Raw genomic sequence first — 24,998 nt, forward strand, 5'->3', positions numbered from 1 at the left:
GGAGACCCGTAACTGTTTGGTTCCCCGGCGGCCGACTCGTAGCTTCTTTGGCGGTGCAACGAGCACCACCCGGGTTCACCCCCGACGCACAGCCCGCCGGTTTCGCCCGGCGCAGGCCGTGCCCGCCGACGCGACCGGCTCGAACAGGTCGCCGGTGCGTGGCGGGTGGCCAGGGGCGGCGCGGGACGTCCGACACGTCTCCGGCCGCCCGACGGACGCGGTGAGCGATTCCAGTCCTCTTCCAGGGCTTGGTTCCGCATGCCCGCCCGGGGCTGTCGAGAGGAACCCCATGACTTTCCGTAACGAGATCGCCGCTGCCACCACCACCTCCGCCACCAAGCGCAACCGCGTCCGGATGGCTGTTGTGGCGGGCGCCGCTGTCGCGGCCCTGCCGGTGGCCGGCCTCGTCACGGCCACCTCGGCCTCCGCCGCCTCCGTCTCCACCTGGGACGCCGTCGCCCAGTGCGAGAGCGGCGGCAACTGGGCCATCAACACCGGCAACGGTTTCTACGGCGGTCTGCAGTTCACCTCCAGCACCTGGGCCGCCTTCGGTGGCACCGCCTACGCCCCGCAGGCCAACCTGGCCACCAAGGCGCAGCAGATCGCCGTCGCCGAGAAGGTCCTCGCCTCGCAGGGCCCGGGCGCCTGGCCCGTCTGCTCCGTCAAGGCCGGTCTGACCAAGGGCGGCGCCCCGGCCGCGGTCGACACCGCCGCCCCGGCGACCACCGCCCCCGCCGCGAAGCCGGCCGCCCCCGCCGCCACCGCGACCCCGAAGCCGGCCGCGCCGAAGGCCGCCGAGGCCCCGAAGGCCGCCGCGCCGAAGGCCGCCCCCAAGGCCGCCGAGGCCCCCAAGCCCGCCGCCGCGCCGAAGGCCGACCAGGCCGCGAAGCAGGGCAAGGGCTGGACCTCCAACGACGTCAAGCAGGCCAAGGGCAGCTACACCGTCAAGGCCGGCGACACGCTGAGCACCATCGCCGCCGCCCAGGGCGTCGACTGGCACGAGCTGTACACCAAGAACGCCAAGGTCATCGGTGGCAACCCGAACCTGATCTTCCCGGGCCAGACCCTCACCGTCTGATCCGACCGGCCCGCGACTGCCCGGCGCGGTCGCCCGCCCGGTCCGTCGGCCGCCTCCCCGCACCGCGGGGAGGCGGCCGACGGCGTGCGGGACGACCCGGCGCCCGGGGCCATTGTCGGAGGGGTGCGCGAGGATGGGGGAGTGACCCAGGGCGAGTTGTTCGGCGGCTCCTTCGGTGACCCGTTCGACGTCGGCGCCGCCGCTGGCACCGGGCGCGGGCGGTCCGAGCCGGCGCCCGGCGCCGTGCTGCTCCCGGGCTGGCTGGACGCGGCGGCCCAGCTGCGGCTGGTCGCCGCCTGCCGCGAGTGGGCCCGCCCGCCCGCCGGGATGCACACCGTCCGGATGCCCACCGGCGGGCTGATGTCCGTGCGGATGGTCAGCCTGGGGTGGCACTGGTACCCGTACGGCTACTCCCGCACCGCCGAGGACGGCACGCCGGTCAAGCCGTTCCCGCCCGCACTCGACGCGCTGGCCCGGCGGGCGGTGGCCGAGGCGTACGGCCCGGACACCGGCGCGGTCGCGGGCGCGGCCGGGTACGCGCCGGACATCGCGATCGTCAACCACTACCCGCACGGCGCCCGGATGGGCCTGCACCAGGACCGCGACGAGCGGACGGACGCCCCGGTGGTCTCGCTGTCGCTCGGCGACACGTGCGTGTTCCGGCTCGGCAACACCGAGACCAGGACCAGGCCGTGGACCGACCTGGAGCTGCGCGGTGGGGACCTGCTGGTGTTCGGCGGGCCGGCCCGGTTCGCGTACCACGGCGTGACGAAGACCCTGCCGGGCACGGCGGACCCGGCGCTGGGGCTGACCGGGAGGCTCAACATCACCGTGCGGCAGTCGGGGCTCTGAGCGCCGCCGGCCTCGCAGGGTGGTTTCGGCCCCGCAGGGTGGTGTCGGCCCTGCTGGGTGGTGTCGGCCCCGCTCGGTGGTGCCGGGTGCCCGACAGCGCCACTGTTCGACCTCGTTCGAGTGAATCGGCGTCCGCGGCCCCGGTCCGGGGAATGCCCCGGCTCGCTGAGGAATTCGATTGAGCTGGAGAATTCGAGAGAAACGGGTCGCGGCAGCCGGGCGGAAGACCTCCGGCCGGGCGGCGGTCCGGAGAGGACGTGTTCCATGGGTACCCCGGTCGACGATCTCGTCGCGCTGCTGGACCTTGAGCAGATCGAGCTGAACATCTTCCGCGGGCGCAGCCCCGAGGAGGCGCTCCAGCGCACGTTCGGCGGACAGGTCGCCGGCCAGGCACTGGTCGCGGCGGGGCGCACCGTGGACGGCGACCGGCCGGTCCACTCGCTGCACGCCTACTTCCTGCGCCCCGGTGTGCCCGGCGTTCCGATCGTCTACCAGGTGGACCGGCTGCGGGACGGCCGCTCCTTCACCACCCGCCGGGTGCTGGCGATCCAGGGCGGGCGGTCGATCTTCGCGCTGACCGCCGACTTCCACGCCCCGGAGCCGGACAGCATCGAGCACCAGTTCCCGATGCCCGAGGTGCCGGCCCCCGAGAAGCTGCCCAGCGCGCTGGACGAGGTCGGCTCCCGGCTCGGCGAGCTGCCCCCGTTCATCAGCCGGCGCCAGCCGTTCGACATCCGCTACGTCGACCGGCTGCGCTGGAGCACCGAGGAGCTCGACGGCGTCGAGGCGCGCAGCGGGGTCTGGCTGCGGACCAACGGCGAGTTGCCGGACGACCCGCTGATCCACGTCTGCGCGCTCACCTACGCGAGCGACATGACCCTGCTGGACGCCGTCCGCGCCCCCGTGGAGCCGCTCTGGGGCACCCGCCACTTCGACATGGCCTCGCTCGACCACGCGATGTGGTTCCACCGGCCGTTCCGGGCCGACGACTGGCTGCTCTACCAGCAGGAGTCCCCGATAGCCCACGGTGCCCGGGGCCTGGCGCGCGGGCAGATCTTCGACCGGAGCGGTCAGCTGGTGGTGTCGGTGGTGCAGGAGGGCCTGTTCCGCCGGATCAAGGACTGACCGGCCGGGTGTGAGCGGTGTGCGGAGCGGTGCGCGGTGCGGTGTGCGGTGCGGTGCGGGCGGCGCGCGGGGCGGTGTGACCGGCGTGTTGAGCGGTGTGACCGGCCGTGGCGTGCGGTGACGGCCGCGCGACGGGATCCGGTGCCGGGAATGCCCGGCCCGGGTGTCGGATGTTCGATGGGGTGACGGAGTACGGACGACGGCCCGCCCGGCGGGCCCTGGACCACAGTGGGAGGGCGAGCCGATGACGGCGACGGCCGCGGAGGAATGGAAGCACTGGAGCGATCGGAGGGCCGCGACGGTCAGCGCCCCGCACGGTCAGCTGGCGCTCACCGGCACGTACTGGCTGGAGCCCGGCCCCACGGAGGTCCCCGGGCTGCCCGGGGCCTGGTGGACCGACGCCGAGGGCGTCCGGGTCCGGGCGGCGGCTGCCGACGGCCTCACCGTCGCGGGCGCGGCCGCTCCCGTCGACGGCGAGGTGCTGCTGCGCCCGGACACCGACCCGGCGCCGGACACCGTGTCGCTGGGCGAACTGCTGCTGGTGCCGATCGAGCGCGAGGGCGAGCTGGCGCTGCGGGTCTTCGACCCGGCGGCGCCCCGGCGGTCCTCGTTCGCCGGGATCTCCGCCTACTCCTACGCGCCGGAGTGGGCCGTCCCGGCGGTCTTCACCCCGTTCGAGGACGAGCGGGCGCGGGCGGTGGTGGTCCCGAACGCCGACGGCAAGGAGCGTCCGCTGGCCGTCGCCGGGCGGATCGCGTTCACCGTCGCCGGTGAGCACCGCACGCTGACGGTCAGCGGCTCGGCCGACGGTCTGAGCGGCGTGATCGCCGATGCCACCAGCGGCCGGGACACCTACCGGTTCCGCTTCATCACCCTGCCCGCGCCGGACGCGGACGGCCGGACGGTGCTCGACCTGAACCGCGCCTACCTGCCGCCGTGCGCCTTCGCGGACCACTTCATCTGCCCGTTCCCGCCGCCCGGCAACCGGCTGGACTTCCCGGTGGAGGCGGGGGAGAAGCAGGTCCTCACCCGCTAGCGGGCGGTCTGCGGGCGTCTGCGGCCGGGTCCGGAGTTCCGGACCCGGCCAACTGTGCGTCGCCCCACCCTCGTTGACAGCCCCGGCGGACCATGCCACGCTAATCAATAGCAAGCTATCTATGTTCTCTGGGGGGAGCGCCAGCCATGTCCACCACCACCGCCCGCGTCCGTGTCACCGGGTTCCAGAGGTTCGGCAACCGGATGATGGAGGTCCTCCACGGGATCGGCCTGCCGGTCGGCCCGATGCAGTTGCTGAGGGTGAAGGGCCGCAACTCCGGCCGGGAGTACACCAATCCGGTCGCCCCGGTGAAGGTCGGCGGCGCGACGTACATCCTGCAGGCGTTCCCCGGCTCGGACTGGGTGAAGAACGTCCGGGCGGCCGGGGAGGGGGTGCTGGTCCGCGGGCGCAGGGCGCGGCGGGTCGGGCTGGTGGAGGTGCCGCCGCACGAGCGCGGGCCGATCGCCCGGCAGTTCCCGGCCCAGGTCCCGATGGGGGCGGGCATCTTCGTGAAGAACGGCGTGGTCCCGGACAAGCGCCCGGAGAGCTTCGAGCTGGCCGCGCCGGACATCCCGGTGTTCCGCGTCGTCCCCCTCTGAGCGTCCGCCCGGCCGTCCGGCGCTACGCTGCACGGAGGGTTCTCGTGACGCATGGGAGGTTCGGATGCCCGGCCGGCAGAGCGCGGAACAGGTGGCCGCCGAGGCGGACGCCGGCCCGGCGTGGCTGCGGAGCAGCGTCGCGCCGAAGCTGCACCTGACCGCGAAGTCCTGCCGGGCGTTCTTCGAGGAGCGCCTCGCCGAGTCCGGTGCGACCTTCGCGGCCTGGACGGTGCTCGCCGCCCTGAAGCTGGAGGGCCCGATGATCCAGCGCGCCCTCGCCCAGTACCTGAGCATCGAGGGCCCGACGCTCTCCCGTCACCTGGAGTCGATGGAGCGGCGCGGGCTGGTCGTCCGCACGCGCACCGGCGCCGACCGTCGCGCGGCCACCGTGGAGATCGGACCCGAGGGCGAGGAGATGTACCGGCGGATCTCCTCGGTCGCGGTCCTCAGCCAGCAGGACATGCTCAAGGGCCTCAGCGACCGGGAGGTCGCCCAACTCGCCGCGCTGCTGGACCGGATCCTGGGGAACGTCGGCCCGCGCTGACCCCGCGGCGTGACGCCCACCCCGGTGTCGGCGGCCCGGGCGGGCGGGGCGACCATGGGGCACTGTGTCGACCAATCATCCTGCCAATTCCGCGGCCGACGGGGACTCGCCGCCCGCTCCCTCGGACGCCGTCCCCGCCGCCTCCCCCTCGTCGCCCGTTCCCTCTCCCGCCCGGTACCGGCGGCTCGCCCGCAGCGCCTTCGCCGACCTGAGCCCGCTGCGCGACCACGCCGACTACCGCCGGGTCTGGTTCGGACAGTCCGTCTCCTCGATCGGCCAGCAGATGACGGCCGTCGCCGTCTCCGTCCAGGTCTACGACCTGACCGGCTCCACCTTCGCCACCGGCCTGGTCGGCCTCTTCTCGCTGGTCCCGCTGGTCGCCTTCGGCCTCTACGGCGGCGCCATCGCCGACACCGTCGACCGCCGCCGCCTCGGCCTGATCGGCGCGGCCGGCCTCGCCGTCGTCTCCGCCGTCCTGGCCGCCCAGGCACTCGCCGGCCTCGGCATGGTCGCGGTCCTCTACGCGGCTGTCGCCCTCCAGGCCGGCTTCTTCGCGCTCGCCTCGCCCGCCCGCTCGGCGATGATCCCGCGACTGGTCCCCGCCCACCGGCTCCCCGCCGCCAACGCCCTGAACACCGTCAGCATGAACCTCGGCCTCACCGTCGGTCCCATGCTCGGCGGCGTGCTCATCGGCGCCTACGGCGTCCAGGTCGCCTACGTGGTCGACACCGTCGCCTTCGGCGCCACCCTCTACGCGATGTGGCGCCTGCCCGCCATGCTCCCGCTCGGCGAGCGCAAGGGCCGGGCCTCCGTCCTCGACGGCCTGCGCTTCCTGCGCGAGCAGCCCAATCTGCGCACCAGCTTCCTCGCCGACCTGGCCGCGATGATCTTCGGCATGCCGCGCGCCCTCTTCCCGGCCCTCGCCGTCACCTTCTACGGCGGCGACGCCCGCACCGTCGGCCTGCTCGCCGCCGCCCCCGCCGTCGGCGCCCTGGCCGGCGCCCTCTTCTCCGGCTGGGTCGGCCGCATCCACCGCCAGGGCGCCGCCGTCCTGGCCGCCGTGATCGCCTGGGGCCTCGCCATCGCCGCCTTCGGCCTGGTCCGCAATCTCTGGCTCGGCCTCCTCCTGCTCGCCGCCGCCGGCTGCGCGGACACCATCAGCATGATCTTCCGCAACACGATGATGCAGGTCGCCGCCCCGGACGAGATGCGCGGCCGCCTCCAGGGCGTCTTCATCGTGATCGTCGCCGGCGGCCCCCGCCTCGGCGACTTCGAGTCCGGCGCCGTCGCCTCCCTCACCAGCCCGGCCTTCTCCGTCGTCAGCGGCGGCCTCGCCTGCGTCGCCGCCATCCTCCTCCTCGCCGCCCGCCGCCCCGCCTTCCTCCGCTACGACGCCCGCCACCCCACCCCCTGACCCCCACCCCCACGACCCTGCAGCGAGCACCCCCCGACGTGCTGTATTGTTTTCCTCGTCGCCGGGACAACCGGCCGACAAGGTCGAGAAACCCGGAGCAGAGCCCCCAGGCTCCGCCCGGGCCACGAGACCACGGGACGTGGCGCAGCTTGGTAGCGCACTTGACTGGGGGTCAAGGGGTCGCAGGTTCAAATCCTGTCGTCCCGACAGTGATGTCGGAAGGCCGTTGATCGGGAGAAATCCCAGGTCAGCGGCCTTTTTGCTGATGGCCCGACAGGTGGCCCACGGCGCTGGAGCGCCCGGTCCGTGATCTTGCCAGGGGCCAGTCGGGGACCGGGGAGCCCGCGAGCCAGGACCCGCCGCGGCTTACCGCAGTCTTGGATCGCATGGACATTCGGGCCTCTCGGATCGTGCCGAATCAGCACGCGTCGTCGGGTGCCCGACGGATGCGTCGCCGATGCAGGCCCCAGGTCGCCAGCGCGGTGACGAGTGCCACGGCGAGTCCGCCGAGGAACTCCGGCGCCGCGGCCGCCAGCAGCTCCGGAACGCCGCCTGGACGGCCGGCGCATCCCTCGCCGATCGCCTGGACTGCCTCGTTGATCTCTGTCGACATTCGCCGCACGCCTCCACTGCTCGGAACACCTCACGGTCGCCGTCGACCGCGCAGCCAGCGTGCTCGGCGCGGGCGGGGTCCCCAACCCGAGCTGGGACAGCCTGGGGCAGCCCGGGACCGCTCGGGGCAATCGCATGCAGGCCGTAGGACCGATCTGGGAGGATCGCGGATGTCCCGGGCCCGTCCCAGCGACGCGCCTGGAGCGCCCCCGGGACAGGAGTTCGAGGGAAACCAGCGATGAGCGCGACAGCGGGAGACGGCGTCGGTGCCGCGTGCGCACTCGGGGCCTTCCTGCGGGCCCGGGCGCAGGAGGCAGGCCTGAGCACGCGTGAGATCGCTCGCGCCTTCCAGCAGCGTCGACAGCCGAGCTTCCGTGCTTGAGAACTGGAAGGCGAATCTCCGCTCCCTGGCCGAGCCGGACGGTGTGTCAAACCGGATTCTCCTGATCGACGAGCCCTTTGGCTCCTCGTACCCCGCCACGGAACGCGCGGTCTCCGGCATACTCTCGGGACTTGCCGACCAGGGCTTCCAGCTGATCGTCACCTCGACGCGAACCACCTTGACCACCTGGACCACCGTGCCGGCGGCCCGCATCGTCCGGATCGGCCCAGGTGCCCACCGCACAGCCTCCTTCGATCCAACGAGGCTCCCTGACGGACCGACGCTGTTGAGCTAAGGCCTGTCTGGCAAATGATCCTCTGGCTCGTTCGCGGAGCCAGAGGGCGAAGCATCGTTCGACTACGTTGCGGTCGCGGTAGACCTCCTTGTCGGAGGTGGGTGGCCGACCGCCGAGGGATCCGCGCCGTCGGCGGTTGCCGGCCTGGTCACGGCGTTCGGGGAACGTGGCGGCGATGCCCCGGCGCCGCAGCAGGTGGCGCGACCGTGTCCGTCCACCTGCGGCAACAGGGGCTCCATCCGCTCCCACGCCGCGTCCGTCACCTCGCCTCGACCTGCCACAAGATCAATTAACTGACAGGCCTTGGGCCGCTTCTTATTTGAGGAAACATTAGGTCCGTTTGTGGATGCTGTGCGAGGATCGTCGGCCGGAAGCACACGTCGCGCGGACGACTTCCTCGTGTGACCACCCGGCGCCTGCGGCCCGGTCCGGAGACCGGCCGCACCTCGGCCGGGGTGAGTGGGTCGCGTGCCGCGGGTTTCCGTCACCGACTGCCGTTCAGCGGCTCGTGATTCCGCGCCGTGCCGCGTTGTGACAGGCCAGGGGGCCTGCCGTGGCACGGTGCCACCCCCCGTACGGAGGGCAACTCCTTCATGTCCCGTTCCACCGTCACTGCGATACCGGCCCGCCGCCACCGGCGCGGCCTCCCGGTCCTGCTCAGCGCGACAGCCACCGCGGGCGCCGCGTTCGGCCTGCTGGCCCTCGCGAGCCCCGCCCACGCCGACGCCGTCGTCCAGATCTCGGGCCCGGCCGGGCCCGTTGCGCTCAACACCGGTTACACCGTCACGATCAACCTTCCCAACAACAGCCCCGACTACAAGTCCAACGCCCACGAGGTCAAGATCGCGCTGTCCGGTGCAGCCGCCACGGTGACCGCCGCGTCCGCGAAGGACAAGGAGGGCTTCTGGGCGTGCGAAACGGCCGGGTCGTCCGCCACCTGCTGGCACCTCGCCGGCTTCACCACCCCGGTGGCGATCACCCTCACCGTCGTCCCGACCGCGAACGGGACCGTCACCACCCGGGCCGACGCCTTCCAGTACCCCGTCGGGGTGGTCGGCACCGGCACCACCAGCACGCAGGTCGGCGACCCGACTCCGACGGAGACGCCGACGCCGACGGAGACGCCGACGCCGACGGAGACGCAGACTCCCACGGGGACGCCGACTCCGACCGCCACGCCGACCTCCACGGATACGCCGACGCCGACCGGTACGCCGACCTCCACGGAAACCCCGACTTCCACGGGTACGCCGACGCCGACCGGCACGCCGACCTCCACGGGTACGCCGACGCCGACCGGTACGTCGACCTCCACGGAGACCCCGACTTCCACGGGTACGCCGACTGCGACCGGCACCCCGTCCGCAACCGCCACGGCGATCGTGACGGGTGCGCCGACGGCGACCGGTTCCCCCTCGGCCTCGGCCACGGCCACGGCCGTCGCCTCTCCCGGCGGTGGCTCGACCACCAGCTCGTCCGGCGCTCCCGCTGGCGGTGTCCCTGCCCAGACCGGCACCGGCAGCCTGGCCAACACCGGCAGCGAGACCCCGGTGCTGACGGCGGCCGCGGGTCTTCTCACCGCGGTTGGTGCCGCAGCCGTCTTCGTCGCCCGGCGCCGCAGGGTCTCCGCCCCGGGGCGTCACCGCTGAGCCGCTGACCCGACCCGTTGACCGGGCCGCCGCCCCGACATCGCCTGACGCGGCGTCGGGGCGGCGGCGGCCCGGGCATTCGGGACGTCGCCGCCGATCGGAGAGCCGCGGAGTCACTGGCCGGTGCGGTCGGCTCGCAAGGCATGGGGATGCTCCAGCAGTGGCAGGTCAGGAACGTTCCGCTGACTGATTTGCCAGGGCGAAGTGCGGCCACCAGTCCGACGGTGACCCACCGGTTGCAGCGTCCGCCGTCTTCCCGGAACCGAGTACCTGGACGCGACAGCTCCGCGTCACCCGGCATGGCGGCGGTGTCCCGTGCCGAATGATCGTGACCGTTTGCCAGATGATCTCGCGCGAGGTCGGGCTGTGTCTTGCCGACGGGTACGCACAGTCGGGCCTGCGGGCCGGCTGATGAGGGGAACGTTCACGACATCGGATGATCCCGTGCCCGGTGTCCCTTCCGCGGCGTTCGTTGGCGAACATGCGGTTGGCGTGTGCGCCCGGGAGTGCCGGCCACTATTCGCGGGGAAGGGCGATCGTGGCTGCTGATCAAGCGTTGGGCGAGCTGTACCGAAACCTCACCCGCCCTCTTGGGCGCGAGCGTGTCGACAAGAGCGACATCGAGCACCACGTCCTGCGCTTCGAGCACAAGTACAGGCCGGACAACCTCGACACGGCGCTGGAACGTCTGCGGGAGGCGTACCTCGACTACTGGAACGCGTTGCGCGGCGACCAGGAGGCGCTGGACGAGCAGCAGTTCATCGAGGCCAACCGCAAGCCCGCGGCAGGACCGCCGCATCATCGGTCCCGGCTCGATCGACAAGTCGAAGATCGAGGTGTACCTGGAGGCGCAGGACTGCTACACCGAGTCCGTCCGGGAGGGCGCCCAGAAGGCGCCGGGGGTGCGGGCGGAGGCCGAGGAGATCGCCAGGCTCACGGGGGATCCGCAGTGCGACCCCTCCACCGTGGCCCTGCGGCAGAACGTGGGCTGGGCGGTCAGGGAACTGGACACCGACGGGGACGGTTGTCACGGGGACGGCAGGGTGCACCTCGTGGCGGAGGGAACCTGCAAATCGGACCGGTCCTGCTTCGCGGAGGAGCGGATCACCGGCCAGGGCGGCATCACCGTCACGTTCGAGAAGAGCCGCGGCGGGGGGGCTTCACGTCGCCCAAGTACGTTTGGGCGTCTCCCGCCAGGCGCAGCAGGGACGTGGGATTCATGTCCGTCACCGCCGCCGGAAGACCCAGGACCCGACCTGATGCCGTCCTCGCGGACCGCGCGATCCGCAGTCGCCTCCGCCAACGCGGTATCCGCGCTGTCATCCCCCAGCCGTCCGAGCAGATCGGCCACCGTCTGCGGCGAGGCAGTGCCGGCGGCCGACCGCCGTCCTTCGGCGCGGAGGCGTACAAGCAGCGCAACGCAGTCGAGCGATGCGTCAACCGGCCGGCGGCGCGGCCTGGCGATGCGAACGGACAAGCTCGCCATCGCCTATCAGGTCGCACTCCACCTCGCCGCGATCCTCATCCGGGCCCGGCGATCGACGGCCGTCGGCGATCGAGAACCCAACGCGCGTCCGCAGGCGAAGAGCCAGTACCGACGTGCTCCACGACGCTGAACGCCAGGCGCATGGGGACGGTGTCCTCAGCCGGGCGTCACGCGGCTAATCCGTCTTGACGGGCAGGAGCGCCCAGGCATTCTGGAGGTCGAAGTCGGAAGGCGCCAGCTCGAGTTCAGGCGGGAAGATCTTCTTCGGCGACACCACCACCTGCAGCTCCTTGTCGGGAACACGGATGAAGTAGGGGGGCGGCAGCGGCCGCTGCGGAGCCGGCTCGATCCTCCACTCACGGGTGGGGAAATCACTCACCGGCCCCAGGATCACCCTCTCGCCTGCCTCCGGCTCCTTGTAGCTCAGGGAACGAGAGGGGAAGAGCCGGGCGGGAATCTGGATGGCGCAGGTGCCATCAGGCTTGACCTCCACCGAAAACTCTTGCTCTCGTTCCGGCGCGGCCCCCGGAGCCGTAACGGTCACACCGTCCTCCCCGGCTGTGAGGACCCGCGCCTCGGGGCCCTCGGCGCCGGGCCAGCTGACGATGCGGTAGACGCCAGAGGACAAGGCTTCCGTTTCCATGGGTGACTCCTTCACCTGGTGATTGCTGCGGCCGACTCCGGTCGACAGCCTCCTGCGACGACAAGCGGGCCGGACCGCAGATCGGCCGGACCACCAGGCAACGCTGCCGAAGACCTGAAGATGTGCCCCAAGACGGCAAACCACCCGAACGCGGGAAGACCCCAGGGAGACAGGCCCTGACGCACGAGTAGCAGCGGTACGCGGCGGACGGCGAAGGGTGCCCGCTCCAGCGGTGAGGGCCCAGGTCGGCGACCCGGGCCCTCACTGACGCTGTGCAGGCCCTGGCTGGGCGGGGCATGCTGGTGCGCCGCACGGCCGTCCCACGGCCGGGGCGCTCGGGTGCCTGGCGGTACTCGGTCACGGGTGCCGCCGGGCTGGGGTGGTGGTCAGGCGGGTTCGCCGGCCGGGGTGAGGGCGGGCGGCCAGTCGGCGGGGATCTCGCCGGTGATCGGGGCGTAGAGGCGCAGGGTGACGGTGAACGTGCCGCTGGTGGGGATGGGCAGCCAGTTGGCGGTCTGAAGGCCGGTGTCGGCGGGCGGGTCGGCCTGGACGTAGAGGGTGGTGGCCCCGTCCGGGCCGGTCGCCGGGACGGCGAAGTGGCCGACGGCGTAGATGTCGTCGGCGTTGGCGACGAGGAAGCTGTCGGCGTCGTACGCGGTCAGCGACCAGAAGGCGTCCACGGGCGGCAGCTGGCCGGCGGGGAAGGTGAGGGTGTAGGCGATCTGCGCGCCGGTGTCGTCGCTGGCGGGCGCGCTGGCCGTGGGGTAGAGGGCGTCCTTGGGGAGGTTGGCGCCGAGCCCGAGCGTGGCTACGTAGGCGCGCTGGAGGTATTCGGTGCCGTAGTAGCCGATGTCGGAGGTGAAGAACGTCCAGCCGTTGACCGGTGCGGGGCCCTGGTGGTGCTTGATGAGCTCCAGGCCGTCGGCCTTGGCGCGGTCCAGGACCTCGCGGTCGGGCAGCCGGTCCTGGTCGTAGGGGTGGACGCCCAGCTCGGCGAGGAGGGCGGACGTCTTGTCGTCCTGCGGGTTGAGTGGCGTGCGGTTCAGCAGGGCGGCGAGCTCGTCGAAGAACTCGGGCCCGCTGAGCCGGGTGATCACCTCGGAGGGCGGGTCGGTGTTCAGGCCCGGGTCGTAGGTGCCGTTCGGGGGCACGTAGGTGCCGTTGTCGGGCCAGGCGCTCAGCGGCAGCAGCCGCATCTGGTCCTGGTAACCGACGACGGTCTGGACTTCCTCGTCACTGTCGTTGTGCAGCTCGGTGCGTCCGATCAGCCACACGGTGTTCGTCGGCATCGACAACCGTTCGACGCCTTCGGGCAGTTCACCCTCCCAGTCGGGGCCGGTCAGCGCGTAGGCGTAGACCTCGATGGCCTGCGCCGGGTCGGGGACCGGGGAGGCGACCGGGTCGATGCTGCTCGGGTCGGCGACGGTGTTCGACCAGGCGTCCATCAGCTGCATCAGCCAGTAACGGCCCTCGTCCATCACCGGGACTTCCAGCACGACCGGCTCGGCCGACAGGTCCAGCCACGCCTGGGTGTAGAGCGTGTCGACGTTCGGCCGGACGACGTCCTTCATCTCCGGCGTGGGCAGCGTGGTGTGCTGACAGAACTGGTTGACCGGCGCCTGCGTCGCGTTCACCTGCACGGTGTTCGTCTGGAGCCGGCGGGTCAGCTCCATCATGATCAGCGCGTAGCCGAAGACGTAGAGGTCGGTCGCCGCGCCCTGCGGGCCCTGCGCGGGAGGGGTCGGTGAGGCCATGTGACTGTCCGTTCCGGTCGAGGGTCGGAGCAGCGACGCTAACGTCCGCTCTCCGGTGGCCACAGCGACGGAACAAGCCGATGTGAAGGTGCTTCACAAATGGAATCTTTGATTCCCCTCGCCTCGTCAGTCACAGCAGCCACATGCTCGCGCCGGGCGGCCGGAGTGGGCAGTCCTCGGTGGTCGGTACCGCCTCGTGAGGTGCCGGTGCGGTGTCCTGCGGCCTATCCGCTCGTCGTCGGCCGTGCCGTGGCTGTCCCTCAACTCATCGGTGAACCCCGGCATCGCCTGCGTTGTCCGGCAGCCTGACGCCATGTCCGGCGCGGCGTTCGGGTGGCGTGATTCGGTCGGCGGCGTTCGAAGCACGGCACTCGCGGTGAACCCGACGGCGTCGACCGAGCGAGCCGAGGACCTGACGCCGCGCCGGCTGCCGGACTCCGGAGAGGGGGAGTCCGGTTGTGGACACGGTGCGGTGATCGCCGTCGGTAGCGCACCCCACGCAACCCCGGTTCAGGCCGCCTCGGGTGTGCCGTGTGAAGCGCTCCACACCGTCGCGGTCCAGATGGTCACCTGCTTGCCGCGTCGAGCGGATTGAACCCGCGGACGTGGGACGGCAGTGGCCCGACGCGCGCCCCGTCGCCGGCGTCGACCAGTCGGCCGTCGGCGAGTCCCCGGTCCCGGCCTCTGGAACTGGACGGCACCGGCGAGCCGGCTTCATACGCCGGGCGGGGCCACAGGACATGGCGCCGAGGGCCGCCGACCGTGTGGCGTAGTGGTGGGGAAGCCGCCCGCCGGAGGTACCGCTCAGGCCGGCTGGCCGAGGCGGAAGACGTGCCGCGGGGCACTGGCGGCCGTGCAGGCGTGTGCGGACGGTCAGGTCCGCGTGCACCCCCGGAACACCAGGACGCCGGACGCGACGTCGGTATCCGCCGCACGGAGCCGGCGCACAGGCGCTCGCGCGCCTGTCACCTGTCAGTCGCCGGCATGTGCCCGACGGTCAGGGCCACAACGGCATTTCAGCCGGTCCGGCGCGCGAGGTGGGCGCCGACCTGCCAGTCCCGCGGCGTCATGCCGTACGCCGCGCGGAAGGCACGGGTGAAGTGGCTGGAGTTGGCGAAGCCCCAGCGCCGGGCGATCCCCGCCACGCCGAGCTCCCCGGCCATCGGCCGGAGCAGGTCCCGGCTGCAGCGCTCCAGCCGCTGTGCCCGGATCCACCCGCCGACCGTGGCGCCCTCCAGCTGGAACAGTTTGTGGAGGAGGCGGACGGACATGAAGTTCGCCTCCGCGATCGTGGACGGTGACAGGTCCGGATCGCGGAGGTTGCGCAGGATGTGGTCCTTGACCCGCTCGAAGGAGGCCGCGGTCCGCGATCCCTGCGGCCGGGCGCGCCCGGCCCGGTCGTCGATGAACAGCACCAGCAGGTCGAGTGCCGTGGCCGCGACCCGGCGCCCGACGGCCTCGTCCAGCCCGTCCGCGGTGCGCGCCATCTGCGACAGGTAGGCCGTCAGCAGCGCGGCGCTGCCCTCGGTCCCGTCGAACGCCGTGGCGGTGAGTGCCCACAGGTCCTTCTCGGGCACGTCCAGTTCGGCGCGGGGGAAATGGAAGGAGGTGAAGGCGAACTCCTCTTCGAGCTTCTTCCGGAAGACCCGGGAGGTGTCGCTGATGGAGAACCCGCCCGGCCGGATGAGCGTCTCCCGCCCGTCCTGCTCCTTGAGCGCGGTGCCGCGCTCCTGGATGCTGAGGATCAGTGACGGCGAGTCGCCCGCGGCGATCATGCGCCTGCTGCGCGTCACCACCTGGGGCCCGGCCTGGACCCTGGAGATCCACACGGGACCCAGCCGGTGGCTGACGATCTCCCCGGGCGACGGCACCGCCTCCAGGAAGTCCACGGTCATCGGCACGAAGGCGTGGGACACGGTGTCCTGCCAGCTCTCCGCCCGGCCGGAGGCGGACGGCGACGCGGTGGAGAGAGATGCGGACACCGGGTTCCCCTCGGGTCGACGGGTCATCGGGACACCGGACCCCGGGCGTCCCGCGGGCCGGACGGCTCGCTGCCGCCGCGGGTGTCGCGCCACTGGCTCGGTGAGATGCCGTAGGAGGCGCGGAAGAGCCGGCTGAAGTGCGCCGGATCGGTGAAGCCCCACCGCTGGGCAACACCGGAGACCGTGCTGTCGCCGCCGTCCTTGCGGGTGAGGTCCTCGGCACTCGCCTGGAGCCGGCGTCGCTGGATCAGGCGGCTGACGGTGGCCCCCTCCCCTTCGAAGAGCTTGTGGAGGGAGCGGACGGAGATGCCGTGCGCGGCCGCGATCGTCTGCGGTCCGAGCTCCGGATCCTTGAGGTGCCGGTCCACGTAGGCGCGGACCTCCCAGATCCGGGTGTGGCGGGTGTCCTCCGCGTCCGGCGCGTCACGGGAGGCCTGCTCGGTGACGAGGGTGGCCACCAGGTCGGCGAAGTTGTACGCCAGTCGACCGGCGACGAGCCCCGGGCAGTCCTCGGCCGTCTCGACCAGGATCAGCAGGGACTGCTTGACCAGGGCGGCCACCGGGCCGCCGGCGTCGGCCACGGTGGCCGTCACCCGTTCCAGCTGCTCGTCGCGCACGCCGAAGGACCGACGAGGGAGCAGGCACACCCTGACGTCCACTCCGTCCGGGTAGTCGACCACATGGGGGGTCTCCGTGTACCAGAAGGAGACCGCTCCCGCGGGGACCTCGACCGTCCGGCCGTCCTGTTGCACCACGGCGCCGGTGGCCCCCATGACGGCGACCGCGAGGAACCCCTCGGGCTGCCCGGTGCCACGGGCGATCTCCCGCAGGTCGCGGGTGTAGCGGCGAGGGCCGGCGTGGGTCGTGAGGAAGAAGAGGTGCCCCAACCGCCGGGTCGTCATCCGGCCCCGGTCCGACGGAGGCTCGTACGAGGCGACCGTGACGGGCATGGCGGCGATGGAGACGGTGCGGCTCCAGCGATGACCGGTGTTCCCGTCCTCCGGGAACCCGGCCGCGTCTGTCACGGATGTCATGGGCCCTCTCCCTCCGGTCGGCATGGCATCCAGCATGGGACACGGGATGACTTACGTCGGCGGCTGAATGACTGTGAAGCGACTGCGGGTGATGTGTCGCCGGACACATGACTCTCAGCGCATCCCAGCCGTGCAATGCGTGCACCTACACTGCAACGGTCCAGGTCAGAGCACTGGCGTAGGCGCAGAGGAAGATCGGATGTCAGGCACCACACTGTTCGGCCGGGACGAGGAGCTGGCGGCCGTCGACGCACTGGTCGACGCCCTGCCCGAGCGTGGCGACGCGCTGCTGGTCCACGGGGCCCCCGGGGTCGGTAGGTCCGCCCTCCTGGACCACGCCGCCGCCCGGGCGCGCGCCCGCGGATTCACCGTCCTCAGGGCCTCGGGTGTCCAGGCCGAGAGCGATCTGCCGTTCGCGGGGCTGCACCAGCTGACCCGCCCCGTGACGGACCGCATCGCGCATCTGCCCACCCCCCAGGCGCAGGCGCTGCTGGGGGCCTTCGGCATGACGGAGCCGCCCCCCGGCGTCTCCGGGCCCCAGCTCTTCGTGCTGTCCCTGGCCACCCTCGGCCTGCTCGGCGCGGCGGCCGCCGAAGCCCCCGTCCTGCTCGTCGTGGACGACGCCCAGTGGCTGGACACACCGACTCTGGACGTCCTCGCGTTCGTCGCACGCCGCATCGGCGCCGAACCCGTCGGCCTGCTCGGCGCCGTCCGCGAGGACCGCACGGTGTGGCGGGACGCGCCCGGCGTCCGGCAGCTGCACCTCAAGCCCCTGGAACCGGACGCGGCCGACGCCCTGCTGACCGCCCGCAGCCCCGGTCTCGCCCCGGGGACGCGCCGCCTGGTGGCACAGATGTCGGCCGGCAATCCCCTCGCGCTGACCGAGCTCCCCGCCACCCTGGGGGCGGACGGGGCGCCTCGGGAGTCCGCGCTGTCGCCCGGGCTCCCCCTCACCGCCCGACTGGAGCGGGCCTTCTCCGCGCGGCCGGCCGACCTTCCGTCCGACGCGCACCTCGCGCTGCTGGTCGCGGCCACCACCGACGACGGTGCGCTGACCGAGGTGCTCGCCGCGGCTTCGGCCCTGACGGGCACCGAGGTGTCCGCACGTTCCCTGGAGCCCGCCATCGCCGCGGGTCTCGTGCGCGTCGACGGGTTCCGGATCGACTTCACCCACCCGCTGGTGCGCTCCGCCGTCCTGGGTGAGGCCTCGCTCGCGGACCGTCTCGCCGCCCACGGCGCGCTTGCCCGCACCCTCCAGGGACAGCCCGACCGGCAGGCGTGGCACCGGGCCGCGGCCGGCGGTCGTCCCGACGAAGCGGTGGCACGGCAACTGGACCAGGCGGCGCTCAGCGCGAGGGGGCGCGGTGCCGCGGCGGTGGCCCTGACGGCGCTGGAACGCGCCACCGCGCTGAGCGAGCTTCCCTCGCACCGCGTGGCCCGGCTCCTCGGCGCGGCGGAACTGCACTTCGAACTCGGCCAGGCCGATCGCGTGGCAGAGCTGCTCCAGCAGGCCCAATCGCTGGGCCTGGACGTGCTGGAGCGGGCCCGCGTGGTCCTGCTGCGCGAATGGCTGGAGTCGGAGTCCGACACCAGCACCTCCCGCATCCACCTGCTGATCGCCACCGCCGAGCAGGCCGCCGAGGCCGGCGATCCCGAACTCGCGCTGCGGCTGCTGCGCGTGGCCGCGTGGCGGTGCTGGTGGGCGGACCCGGGGCGGGAACTGCGGGAGCGCGTCGTGACGGCCGCCGAGCGGCTACCGGTCCCCGAACTCCACCCTGACCTGGTGTGCACGCTGGCGGGGGCCGCCCCGCTGGAGGCGTCGGCGACGGTCGTCGACCGGCTGCGGCGCCTCGAACGCGAGGGCGGGTACGACGTCGTGACCGCCGCCACCCTGGGCAACGCGGCCATCATGGTGAACGCGTTCGACCAGGTCACCGGATTCGCCCGCCACGCGGCGGACGGACTGCGCCGCCAGGGGCGCCGGGGCCCGCTGACCAAGACACTGGTGCTCCTCGCCCTCGCCACCGTCCACACCGTCGACTGGGAGACCGGGCTCCCGGCGGCGGCCGAGGCCGCCCGGCTGGCCGAGGAGACCGCGCAACCACGCTGGCTGACCGGTGCGCGGGTGGCGAAGGCCCAGTTCGCCGCGCTGCGCGGAGACCTGGACACCGCGCGGATCGCGATCGGCGAGGCGGAGGGCCAGGGACTGACCGTGGTCGACCCCTCCAAGCTCGCCTACATCCAGATCACCCGTGGCCTGATCGGCCTCGCCGCGGGCCATTTCGCCGAGGCGTTCTCCTGCGTCCGGCGGGTGTTCGACCCCGCTGATCCCTCCTATCACCCGTTCATGCAGACCATGGCCATCACCGAGTTGGCCGAGGCCGCCACCGGCGACGACCAGCGCGCCACAGCGAAGGCCGCCCTGCGACAGCTCCTCACGTCCGCCGGGACGAGCGAGGTCCAGATGATCCGGGTGAGCCTGGGATTCGCCCAGGCGCTGCTCGCCGACGACGACGACGCCGAAGAACACTTCCGGTCGGCGTTCGACCTGGACATGTCCCGTACGCCCTTCGTCCGCGCCCGGCTCATGCTCGCCTACGGCACCTGGCTCCGGCGGCGCCGCCGGGTGATGGAGGCCCGCACTCCGCTGCGGATCGCCCGGGAGTCCTTCGCGGCCATGGGCGTGGAGCCCTGGCGTGAGCGGGCGGCCCAGGAGCTCCGCTCGGCCGGCGAGGGCAGCAGGAGCCAGGGCCGCCCCGACCGGGACCTGCTCACGCCCCAGGAGGTCCAGATCGCCCAGCTGGCGGCGCAGGGGCTCTCCAACAAGGAGATCGGCCGGCAGCTGCACCTGTCGCCCCGGACGATCGGCACGCACCTGTACCGCATCTTCCCGAAGCTCGGGATCACCTCTCGGAACCAGCTGAGCGAGGAACTCGGCGACGAGCCGGGCGTGGACTGAGCACGACGCGGCCTCCGGGGCGGGCGTTGAGCGGATCCCGGTGGCCGGCCGGGCCGTTCGGGTCCCCGGAAGCGGGCCACGGGCACGGCGCTGGAGCGCTCGGGGTGAAGTGGAGCTGTCCGGGGGGCGGCACGGGCGAGGTGCGGTGTCCGATCGGGACATGGCGCGTCGGACGGCGGGGGCGCCGATGAGGGTGGCGGCGTGATGGCCTCGCCTCGGCCCCGGAGCTGCCGTGGAACAGGGGGACGGACCCGCTGTCCAGCGCCGGGAGAGGGCGTCGGAGGGGATGTTCCGGAGGCGCACCGCGAGGTGACAGTCTGCGCACCGTTCGCCCGGCACTCGGGGGCGGGGTTCGGGTTCCCCCCGGCCGTGCCCGTCCTCTTCCGGGGCGGAGTCCGGGGGGTTGTGCCGGTCGTTGCCGCACTGTCATCGGCGAGCTGAACTCCCTTGGCTTGACGGGACGTTCGCCAGCTCGCGGCCTTCCCGGAGCGCCGGGTGTCGGCCTCCGCCGGGGGGCGGGCGCCACCCGTGGCGAGCGCCGGCCGGGCCGGGCGGAACCACGGAATTCCTGCGTTATTGAAGGTTTGTCTATCCGGTTTTGCTCCTTGTATGAATGCGGCAGGCCGCCCCACGCAGCACCCAGTACTGAACGATTCGAAACGGTCGGAGCCTCCCGTGATCCCGTCGGGTCCCTCACCCATGCCCGAAATTGAGTACCACCCGCTTGACCAGGCCGCCTCCGGTGGTGGCGACGGCTGCATCGACATCCTCTCCCCGCCGCCCGGGACCGATCCCGAGGACTGCCTCTACGTCGTGCTGCACGTCCACGGCGCGGCCTCCGTCCGACGCCGGGGTGCCAGTACCGTCCTGGCCCCCGGGGACCTGCTGATCGGCACCACGCCGCACCCGGCGGGCCTGCTGCAGGACTCCGAGTGCCGGATGCTCCGGTTCCGGGTCCCCTGCTTCTACCTGGGCGTCCGGCACGGCGACGTCCGGCGCGCGGGCGGGCTGATGGCGCGGGGGAGTGAGGGAATCGGCTCGCTCGCCTCCCAGTTCCTGCGAACCCTCGCCATCCAGGCCCGGGACCACTGCGCCCGGCCGGGCAACCACGTCGCGCGCAGCGTCTCCGACATCGTCGCCATCCTGGTGACCGACCTGCTCGAACGGGAGAACCCGGAGCACCCGACCGGCGGGGCCGAGCTGCTCTCCCGGATCCGCGCCCACATCGAGGAGAACCTCGCCGATCCGGACCTCTCGCCCGAATCGATCGCCCGCTCGCAGCACATCTCGGTGCGCTACCTGCACAAGCTCTTCCAGCCGGACGGGATGACCGTGGGCCAGTGGGTGCGGCGGCGGCGCCTGGAGGCCTGTCGCCGGGAGTTGGAGCGCTCGTCCCGTCGGCAGATCAGTGTGTCCGCCGTCGCGCACCGGTGGGGCTTCGTCAGCCACTCCCACTTCAGCCGGGCCTTCCGCGAGGCCTTCGGGGTCTCGCCCCGCGAGTGGCAGGCCTACGCCGCGCAGACCGACGGCCGCCATCCGACCTCCTGACTCCGCCACGAACGACACCGGCCGGGCGGCGGAGCCCGCCGCCGGGCCGGGCGCCGTAGGGCCGATGCACCTTGCGGGGCGGAGAAACCGCACCCGTCCATGGACGAACGTGAACCCGACCGGGCATCGAGCGGTTTTTGGGGTCTGCCGAGTCCTGCTGTTCAGGATGCTCATCAATTCCCGCTGGGTCCCGTGCAGGTGGGCAACCGAAAGCCGAGGCCTCAAGGCCTCGGCTGTCGACACCGGTCTCGCCGTTTCGGTTCGAGTCGGTTGAGCCGGTGTGATCCCGCCCGCAGTGCGTTCAGGTCCCGGCCACCGGCCTGGGAGGGGGTGGGAGCGGCTCTCCTATGGCTTCACATCGAGACGCACGAGCGCGCCGATCTCGACGAGTTGGTCCGGCAGCGCCAAGTCGGAAACGCCCATGACCGTGCTGGCGGGCCGGTGCTCCCCGAAGTACTCGGCGTGGAGGCGTGCTGTCGTGTCGAAGTTCTCGCGCAGGTTTCTCACCAGAACCGTGGTCTCCGCTATCTGGCTACGCCCGGCCCCGAACTGCCTCAGTACCAGGTCCAGATTCTCCAGCGTGGTGCGGACCTGCAGTTCGAAGTCGTCGGCACCCACGAACGTGCCGTGACGGTCATGGGACAGCTGCCCCGACACATAAACCGTGTCACCGACCTGAATGGCCTGACTGTATCCGTACAACGATTCCCACGGCATGCCGAACCCGAATGCCTTCACCTGAGTACTCATGACTCACTCCCTTGATACAGCTTGTGGGCCCGCCGGGTGCAGATGGGCCCCTTGCGCACCGAAGTTACGGGTTCGTGTCAACGATGATTGTCTGGCAGCGCCGTCGAAGTGTTCTTCGTGTGCACAGAATTGGCTGCGGCGGGTGGGTCCCTTCGTCGGAATCGCCGTAGTGACGGTCCATCAGCGTGTGAGCGGGCGTGCCCGGCTGGGGTTTGTCCGCTCCGCGCGGGCTGATGCATGATGAGACGGACCCGGAGGATCGGGGTCTCGACCTTGAACTGCATGGTGGTGGCGGATGGCGGGCGGCGCTCCGTGGGGCGGGCTGCGCGGCCGGCGCCGCGAGTGCGGAGTGCTGGACGAGGTGATCGCCGGGGCCCGGGAGGGCCGGGGCCAGGTCCTCGTGCTGCGCGGCGAAGCGGGGGTCGGCAAGTCCGCCCTCGCGGAGTACCTGGTGGAGCGGGCGAGCGGGGGCCGCGTCCTGCGGGCGGTCGGCGTCGAGTCCGAGATGGAACTGGCGTTCGCCGGGCTGCACCAGCTCTGTGTGCCGCTGATGGGCCGGCTCGACCGCATCCCGGGGCCCCAGCGCGACGCCCTGTCCGTGGCGTTCGGACTGAGCGCGGGGAGCGCGCCCGACCGCTTCCTGGTCGGCCTGGCGGTGCTCAGCCTGCTGGCCGAGGCGGCGGAGGAACAGCCGCTGGTCTGCGTCGTGGACGACGCCCAATGGCTCGACCGGGTCTCCGCGCAGACGCTGGCCTTCGTCGCCAGACGGCTGCTGGCGGAGCCGGTGGCGCTGGTGTTCGCGGTGCGCACCACGGAACCCGCCGCGGTCGGCGACCCCTTCGGCGGGCTGCGCGAGATCGCGGTCCGGGGCCTGCGTGACGACGATGCCAGGGCGCTGCTGGAATCCGTGGTGCCCGGGCGGCTGGACGAGCGGGTCCGGGACCGGATCATCGCCGAGACCCGCGGCAACCCGCTGGCCCTGCTGGAACTCACCAGGGGGCTGTCGGCGGCGGAGCTGGCCGGCGGGTTCGGGCGTCCGGACGTCCGCCCGCTGGCCGGCCAGATCGAGCAGGCCTACGTGCAGCGGATCGGCGCGCTGCCCGCCGCCGCCCAGCGGCTGCTGCTGGCGGCGGCCGCGGAGCCGGTGGGGGACGTGCCGCTGCTGCGGCGGGTCGCCGAGCGGCTCGGCCTCGGCGCGGACGCCGCGGGAGCGGCCGAGGCGGCGGGGCTGATCGAGTTCGGCACCCGGGTGCGGTTCCGCCACCCGCTGGTCCGCTCGGCGGCGTACCGGGCCGCGGACCCCACGGTCCGCCGGGACGTCCACCGCGCGCTGGCGGAGGCCACCGACCCCGCCTTCGACTCGGACCGCCGGGCGTGGCACCGCGCCCATGCCGCCCTCGAACCCGACGAGGCGCTGGCCGGCGAGCTGGAACGGTCGGCCGACCGGGCCCAGGGCCGCGGCGGGATCGCGGCGGCGGCCGCGTTCCTGCGGCGGGCGGCCGAGCTGACGCCCGATCCGGCGCTGCGGGGCACGCGCGCGGGGGCCGCCGCCCAGGCCGCGTTCGACGCCGGATCCCCCGAGGCGGCGCTCGAACTCCTCGCCGCGGCCCGGCTCGCCCCGCTGGACGAGGCGCAGCGCGCCCGGCTGGCCCGGCTGCGCGCCCGGTTGGTCCTGGCCCGCAGACGCGGTGGGGAGGCGCTGCCCCTGCTGCTCGACGCGGCCGGCCGGCTGGCCCGGGTCGGCGACGCGCACGCCCGCGAGACCTACCTCGACGCCCTCGGGTCGGCGGTCTACGCCGGGCGCCTGGGGGAGCGCACCGGCGTCCGGGAGGTCGCCGAGGCCGCCCGCACCGCCCCGCCCGGGGCCCGCCCGCCGCAGCCCACGGATCTGCTCCTCGACGGCCTGGTGGCCTGGTTCGCGGACGGCTGCGCCACCGGGGGGCCGCTGCTGCGCTCCGCGCTGGAGGCGTTCCGGCGGGCCGCCGCGCAGGACGGCGGCGACGTCATGCGCTGGCTGTGGCTGACCTGGCTGGTCGCCGGGGAGATGTGGGACGACGGGACCTGGCACCGGCTGACCGAGCGGGCGGTCAGGTCGGCCCGCGAGACCGGTGCCCTCAACTTCCTCCCGCTGGCGCTCGGTTACCGGGCCGCGGTGTCCGTGCACACCGGCGACTTCGACCTCGCCGCGGCGCTCGTCGACGAGGCCGCCACCCTCGGGGAGGCGACCGGCCACTCGCCGATGGGCTACCCCGCGCTGCTGCTCGCGGCCTGGCGCGGCGAGGGCGCGCACGTCGCGGAGGCGATCCGCGGCGGTGCCGCGCAGGCGACCTCGTGGGGCGAAGGGCGGGCGATCGGTGGCGAGCACTACCTCCTCGCGGTGCTGTACAACGGCCTCGCCCGCTACCAGGACGCCCTCGGCGAGGCCGAACGTGCCGTGGAGTTCGACGACTTGGCACTCGTCGGGTTCGCCCTCGCCGAACTCGTCGAGGCGGCGGGCCGCTCCGGCTCCCCCGAGGCGGCCGCGGCGCCCCTGCGCCGGCTGGAGGAACGCGCCGAGGCCGCCGGCACGGACTGGGCCCTGGGCGTGCTGGCCCGCTCCAGGGCACTGGTGAGCGAGGGCCCGGCCGCCGAGCGGCTCTACCGGGAGGCCGTCGAGCGCCTCGGGCGCGGCCGGATCGCCGTCCACCTCGCCCGCGCCCACCTGGTGTACGGCGAGTGGCTGCGCCGCGAGAACCGGCGCGCCGACGCCCGCGAGCAGCTGCGCACCGCCCATGGAATGCTGCGGGGGTTCGGGGCGAAGGCCTTCGCCGAGCGCGCCCGGCGCGAACTACTGGCCACCGGCGAGACGGTCCGGCCTCGCCGGGGGGACCCGGGTGGGGCACTGCGCGAGGCGCTCACGGCTCAGGAGGGCCAGATCGCACGCCTGGCCGCCGACGGCCTGACCAACTCCGAGATCGGTGCCGAGCTCTTCATCAGTCCCCGCACGGTGGAGTGGCACCTGGGCAAGGTGTTCACCAAGCTCGACGTCAAGTCCCGGAACCGGCTTCGCGTCGCGCTGGCCGACGCCTGACGGCCCGCCCTCTCCGGCCTCCGGGGACCCGGGACCCGGAACCCGGGACCCGGGGGTCGGCCCGTGCTTCCCCGGGCGCCAACCGGCGGGCCGCCGCGGCAGGGTGAGCCGGGCGGCGCCGACCGGCACCGCCCGTGAGCGCGGCCGCCCCCGGGGACGGTGCGGCGGCTGCGCGGGACGCGACCG

At 73.0% G+C, this 24,998-nt stretch carries 20 protein-coding genes, 1 tRNA gene and 1 pseudogene; 14 read left to right on the forward strand and 8 right to left on the reverse strand.

The features are described from left to right. Positions 1-289 precede the first annotated feature (289 nt). The 8 genes from ABTX81_RS27050 (at position 290) to ABTX81_RS27085 (ending at position 6,855) form a co-directional block, all read left to right on the forward strand. On the forward strand, positions 290-1,078 hold the full coding sequence (locus ABTX81_RS27050; protein ID WP_350550423.1) for a transglycosylase family protein: 789 nt from the start codon (positions 290-292) through the stop codon (positions 1,076-1,078). Between the two features lie 243 nt (positions 1,079-1,321). Further along, positions 1,322-1,930, forward strand: coding sequence for an alpha-ketoglutarate-dependent dioxygenase AlkB family protein (locus ABTX81_RS27055; protein ID WP_350550554.1), 609 nt, complete (start codon positions 1,322-1,324; stop codon positions 1,928-1,930). A gap of 264 nt (positions 1,931-2,194) precedes the next feature. Continuing rightward, positions 2,195-3,055, forward strand: coding sequence for an acyl-CoA thioesterase II (tesB, locus tag ABTX81_RS27060; RefSeq protein WP_350550426.1), 861 nt, complete (start codon positions 2,195-2,197; stop codon positions 3,053-3,055). 244 nt (positions 3,056-3,299) lie between these two features. Further along, complete coding sequence (locus tag ABTX81_RS27065; RefSeq protein ID WP_350550429.1) at positions 3,300-4,091, forward strand: DUF1684 domain-containing protein; 792 nt, start codon at positions 3,300-3,302, stop codon at positions 4,089-4,091. Between the two features lie 146 nt (positions 4,092-4,237). After that, the gene (locus tag ABTX81_RS27070) at positions 4,238-4,690 is read left to right on the forward strand and encodes a nitroreductase/quinone reductase family protein (protein ID WP_350550432.1); all 453 of its coding nucleotides are present in this window, start codon (positions 4,238-4,240) and stop codon (positions 4,688-4,690) included. Between the two features lie 64 nt (positions 4,691-4,754). Continuing rightward, positions 4,755-5,234, forward strand: a complete 480-nt coding sequence (locus ABTX81_RS27075) for a MarR family winged helix-turn-helix transcriptional regulator (protein WP_350550435.1) — start codon at positions 4,755-4,757, stop codon at positions 5,232-5,234. A 64-nt stretch (positions 5,235-5,298) separates the two neighbouring features. Then, entirely contained in the window at positions 5,299-6,648 is a 1,350-nt protein-coding gene (locus tag ABTX81_RS27080; RefSeq protein WP_350550438.1) for an MFS transporter, read from the forward strand. Positions 6,649-6,781: 133 nt separating this feature from the next. After that, positions 6,782-6,855, forward strand: a tRNA-Pro gene (locus ABTX81_RS27085). A 211-nt stretch (positions 6,856-7,066) separates the two neighbouring features. On the opposite strand, the gene ABTX81_RS27090 is transcribed toward ABTX81_RS27085, so the two are convergent. Continuing rightward, entirely contained in the window at positions 7,067-7,261 is a 195-nt protein-coding gene (locus ABTX81_RS27090; RefSeq protein WP_350550440.1) for a hypothetical protein, read from the reverse strand. A gap of 373 nt (positions 7,262-7,634) precedes the next feature. Here ABTX81_RS27090 and ABTX81_RS27095 point away from each other — a divergent pair, with 373 nt between their 5' ends. Continuing rightward, complete coding sequence (locus ABTX81_RS27095; protein ID WP_350550563.1) at positions 7,635-7,937, forward strand: hypothetical protein; 303 nt, start codon at positions 7,635-7,637, stop codon at positions 7,935-7,937. Between the two features lie 814 nt (positions 7,938-8,751). Here the strand turns inward: ABTX81_RS27095 and ABTX81_RS27105 are convergent. Further along, a complete protein-coding gene (locus ABTX81_RS27105) occupies positions 8,752-9,372 on the reverse strand; it encodes a hypothetical protein (RefSeq protein WP_350550565.1) in 621 nt (206 codons plus the stop codon). Here ABTX81_RS27105 and ABTX81_RS27110 point away from each other — a divergent pair. Further along, positions 9,320-9,586 carry an LPXTG cell wall anchor domain-containing protein gene (locus ABTX81_RS27110; protein ID WP_350550556.1) on the forward strand — a complete coding sequence of 89 codons (267 nt, stop codon included), beginning with the start codon at positions 9,320-9,322 and terminating at the stop codon, positions 9,584-9,586. The two genes, ABTX81_RS27105 and ABTX81_RS27110, sit on opposite strands and share 53 nt — an antisense overlap. An 859-nt stretch (positions 9,587-10,445) precedes the next feature. Here ABTX81_RS27110 and ABTX81_RS27115 read toward each other — a convergent pair. Next, positions 10,446-10,598, reverse strand: coding sequence for a hypothetical protein (locus ABTX81_RS27115; RefSeq protein WP_350550443.1), 153 nt, complete (start codon positions 10,596-10,598; stop codon positions 10,446-10,448). A gap of 225 nt (positions 10,599-10,823) precedes the next feature. On the opposite strand from ABTX81_RS27115, the pseudogene ABTX81_RS27120 reads away from it, so the two are divergent. Next, positions 10,824-11,202, forward strand: a pseudogene (locus tag ABTX81_RS27120) (transposase family protein); the annotation flags it as partial. A 45-nt stretch (positions 11,203-11,247) separates the two neighbouring features. On the opposite strand, the gene ABTX81_RS27125 reads toward ABTX81_RS27120, so the two are convergent. From ABTX81_RS27125 to ABTX81_RS27140, 4 genes are all read right to left on the reverse strand, one after another. Next, positions 11,248-11,715, reverse strand: coding sequence for a hypothetical protein (locus ABTX81_RS27125; RefSeq protein WP_350550445.1), 468 nt, complete (start codon positions 11,713-11,715; stop codon positions 11,248-11,250). Positions 11,716-12,101: 386 nt separating this feature from the next. Further along, a complete protein-coding gene (locus tag ABTX81_RS27130) occupies positions 12,102-13,469 on the reverse strand; it encodes a DUF1254 domain-containing protein (protein WP_350550447.1) in 1,368 nt (455 codons plus the stop codon). A 1,016-nt stretch (positions 13,470-14,485) separates the two neighbouring features. Then, positions 14,486-15,451: an AraC-like ligand-binding domain-containing protein gene (locus tag ABTX81_RS27135; RefSeq protein ID WP_350550449.1), complete on the reverse strand. Its 966-nt coding sequence runs from the start codon at positions 15,449-15,451 to the stop codon at positions 14,486-14,488. Positions 15,452-15,474: 23 nt separating this feature from the next. Next, the gene (locus ABTX81_RS27140; protein WP_350550451.1) at positions 15,475-16,485 is read right to left on the reverse strand and encodes a helix-turn-helix domain-containing protein; all 1,011 of its coding nucleotides are present in this window, start codon (positions 16,483-16,485) and stop codon (positions 15,475-15,477) included. Positions 16,486-16,684: 199 nt separating this feature from the next. Here ABTX81_RS27140 and ABTX81_RS27145 point away from each other — a divergent pair, with 199 nt between their 5' ends. Beyond that, positions 16,685-19,444 carry an ATP-binding protein gene (locus ABTX81_RS27145; RefSeq protein ID WP_350550454.1) on the forward strand — a complete coding sequence of 920 codons (2,760 nt, stop codon included), beginning with the start codon at positions 16,685-16,687 and terminating at the stop codon, positions 19,442-19,444. A gap of 699 nt (positions 19,445-20,143) precedes the next feature. Further along, positions 20,144-20,992: a helix-turn-helix domain-containing protein gene (locus ABTX81_RS27150; RefSeq protein WP_350550456.1), complete on the forward strand. Its 849-nt coding sequence runs from the start codon at positions 20,144-20,146 to the stop codon at positions 20,990-20,992. Positions 20,993-21,337: 345 nt separating this feature from the next. Here the strand turns inward: ABTX81_RS27150 and ABTX81_RS27155 are convergent, their stop codons facing one another. Then, positions 21,338-21,742: a RidA family protein gene (locus tag ABTX81_RS27155; protein WP_350550459.1), complete on the reverse strand. Its 405-nt coding sequence runs from the start codon at positions 21,740-21,742 to the stop codon at positions 21,338-21,340. A 295-nt stretch (positions 21,743-22,037) separates the two neighbouring features. On the opposite strand from ABTX81_RS27155, the gene ABTX81_RS27160 reads away from it, so the two are divergent. Next, positions 22,038-24,812 (forward strand): helix-turn-helix transcriptional regulator, encoded by a 2,775-nt coding sequence (locus ABTX81_RS27160; RefSeq protein ID WP_350550462.1) that lies wholly within the window; start codon positions 22,038-22,040, stop codon positions 24,810-24,812. The last annotated feature ends 186 nt before the right edge of the window (positions 24,813-24,998 follow it).

This window comes from Kitasatospora sp. NPDC097605 (genome assembly GCF_040302725.1).
GTDB lineage: Bacteria > Actinomycetota > Actinomycetes > Streptomycetales > Streptomycetaceae > Kitasatospora.

Bases quoted from the DNA above. Each gene is read 5' to 3' on its own strand.
- ABTX81_RS27050 (WP_350550423.1), top strand. From the start codon at position 290: ATGACTTTCCGTAACGAGATCGCCGCTGCCACCACCACCTCCGCCACC.
- tesB (WP_350550426.1), top strand. From the start codon at position 2,195: ATGGGTACCCCGGTCGACGATCTCGTCGCGCTGCTGGACCTTGAGCAG.
- ABTX81_RS27065 (WP_350550429.1), top strand. From the start codon at position 3,300: ATGACGGCGACGGCCGCGGAGGAATGGAAGCACTGGAGCGATCGGAGG.
- ABTX81_RS27070 (WP_350550432.1), top strand. From the start codon at position 4,238: ATGTCCACCACCACCGCCCGCGTCCGTGTCACCGGGTTCCAGAGGTTC.
- ABTX81_RS27075 (WP_350550435.1), top strand. From the start codon at position 4,755: ATGCCCGGCCGGCAGAGCGCGGAACAGGTGGCCGCCGAGGCGGACGCC.
- ABTX81_RS27090 (WP_350550440.1), bottom strand. From the start codon at position 7,261: ATGTCGACAGAGATCAACGAGGCAGTCCAGGCGATCGGCGAGGGATGC.
- ABTX81_RS27125 (WP_350550445.1), bottom strand. From the start codon at position 11,715: ATGGAAACGGAAGCCTTGTCCTCTGGCGTCTACCGCATCGTCAGCTGG.
- ABTX81_RS27130 (WP_350550447.1), bottom strand. From the start codon at position 13,469: ATGGCCTCACCGACCCCTCCCGCGCAGGGCCCGCAGGGCGCGGCGACC.
- ABTX81_RS27140 (WP_350550451.1), bottom strand. From the start codon at position 16,485: ATGACATCCGTGACAGACGCGGCCGGGTTCCCGGAGGACGGGAACACC.
- ABTX81_RS27145 (WP_350550454.1), top strand. From the start codon at position 16,685: ATGTCAGGCACCACACTGTTCGGCCGGGACGAGGAGCTGGCGGCCGTC.
- ABTX81_RS27150 (WP_350550456.1), top strand. From the start codon at position 20,144: ATGCCCGAAATTGAGTACCACCCGCTTGACCAGGCCGCCTCCGGTGGT.
- ABTX81_RS27155 (WP_350550459.1), bottom strand. From the start codon at position 21,742: ATGAGTACTCAGGTGAAGGCATTCGGGTTCGGCATGCCGTGGGAATCG.
- ABTX81_RS27160 (WP_350550462.1), top strand. From the start codon at position 22,038: ATGGCGGGCGGCGCTCCGTGGGGCGGGCTGCGCGGCCGGCGCCGCGAG.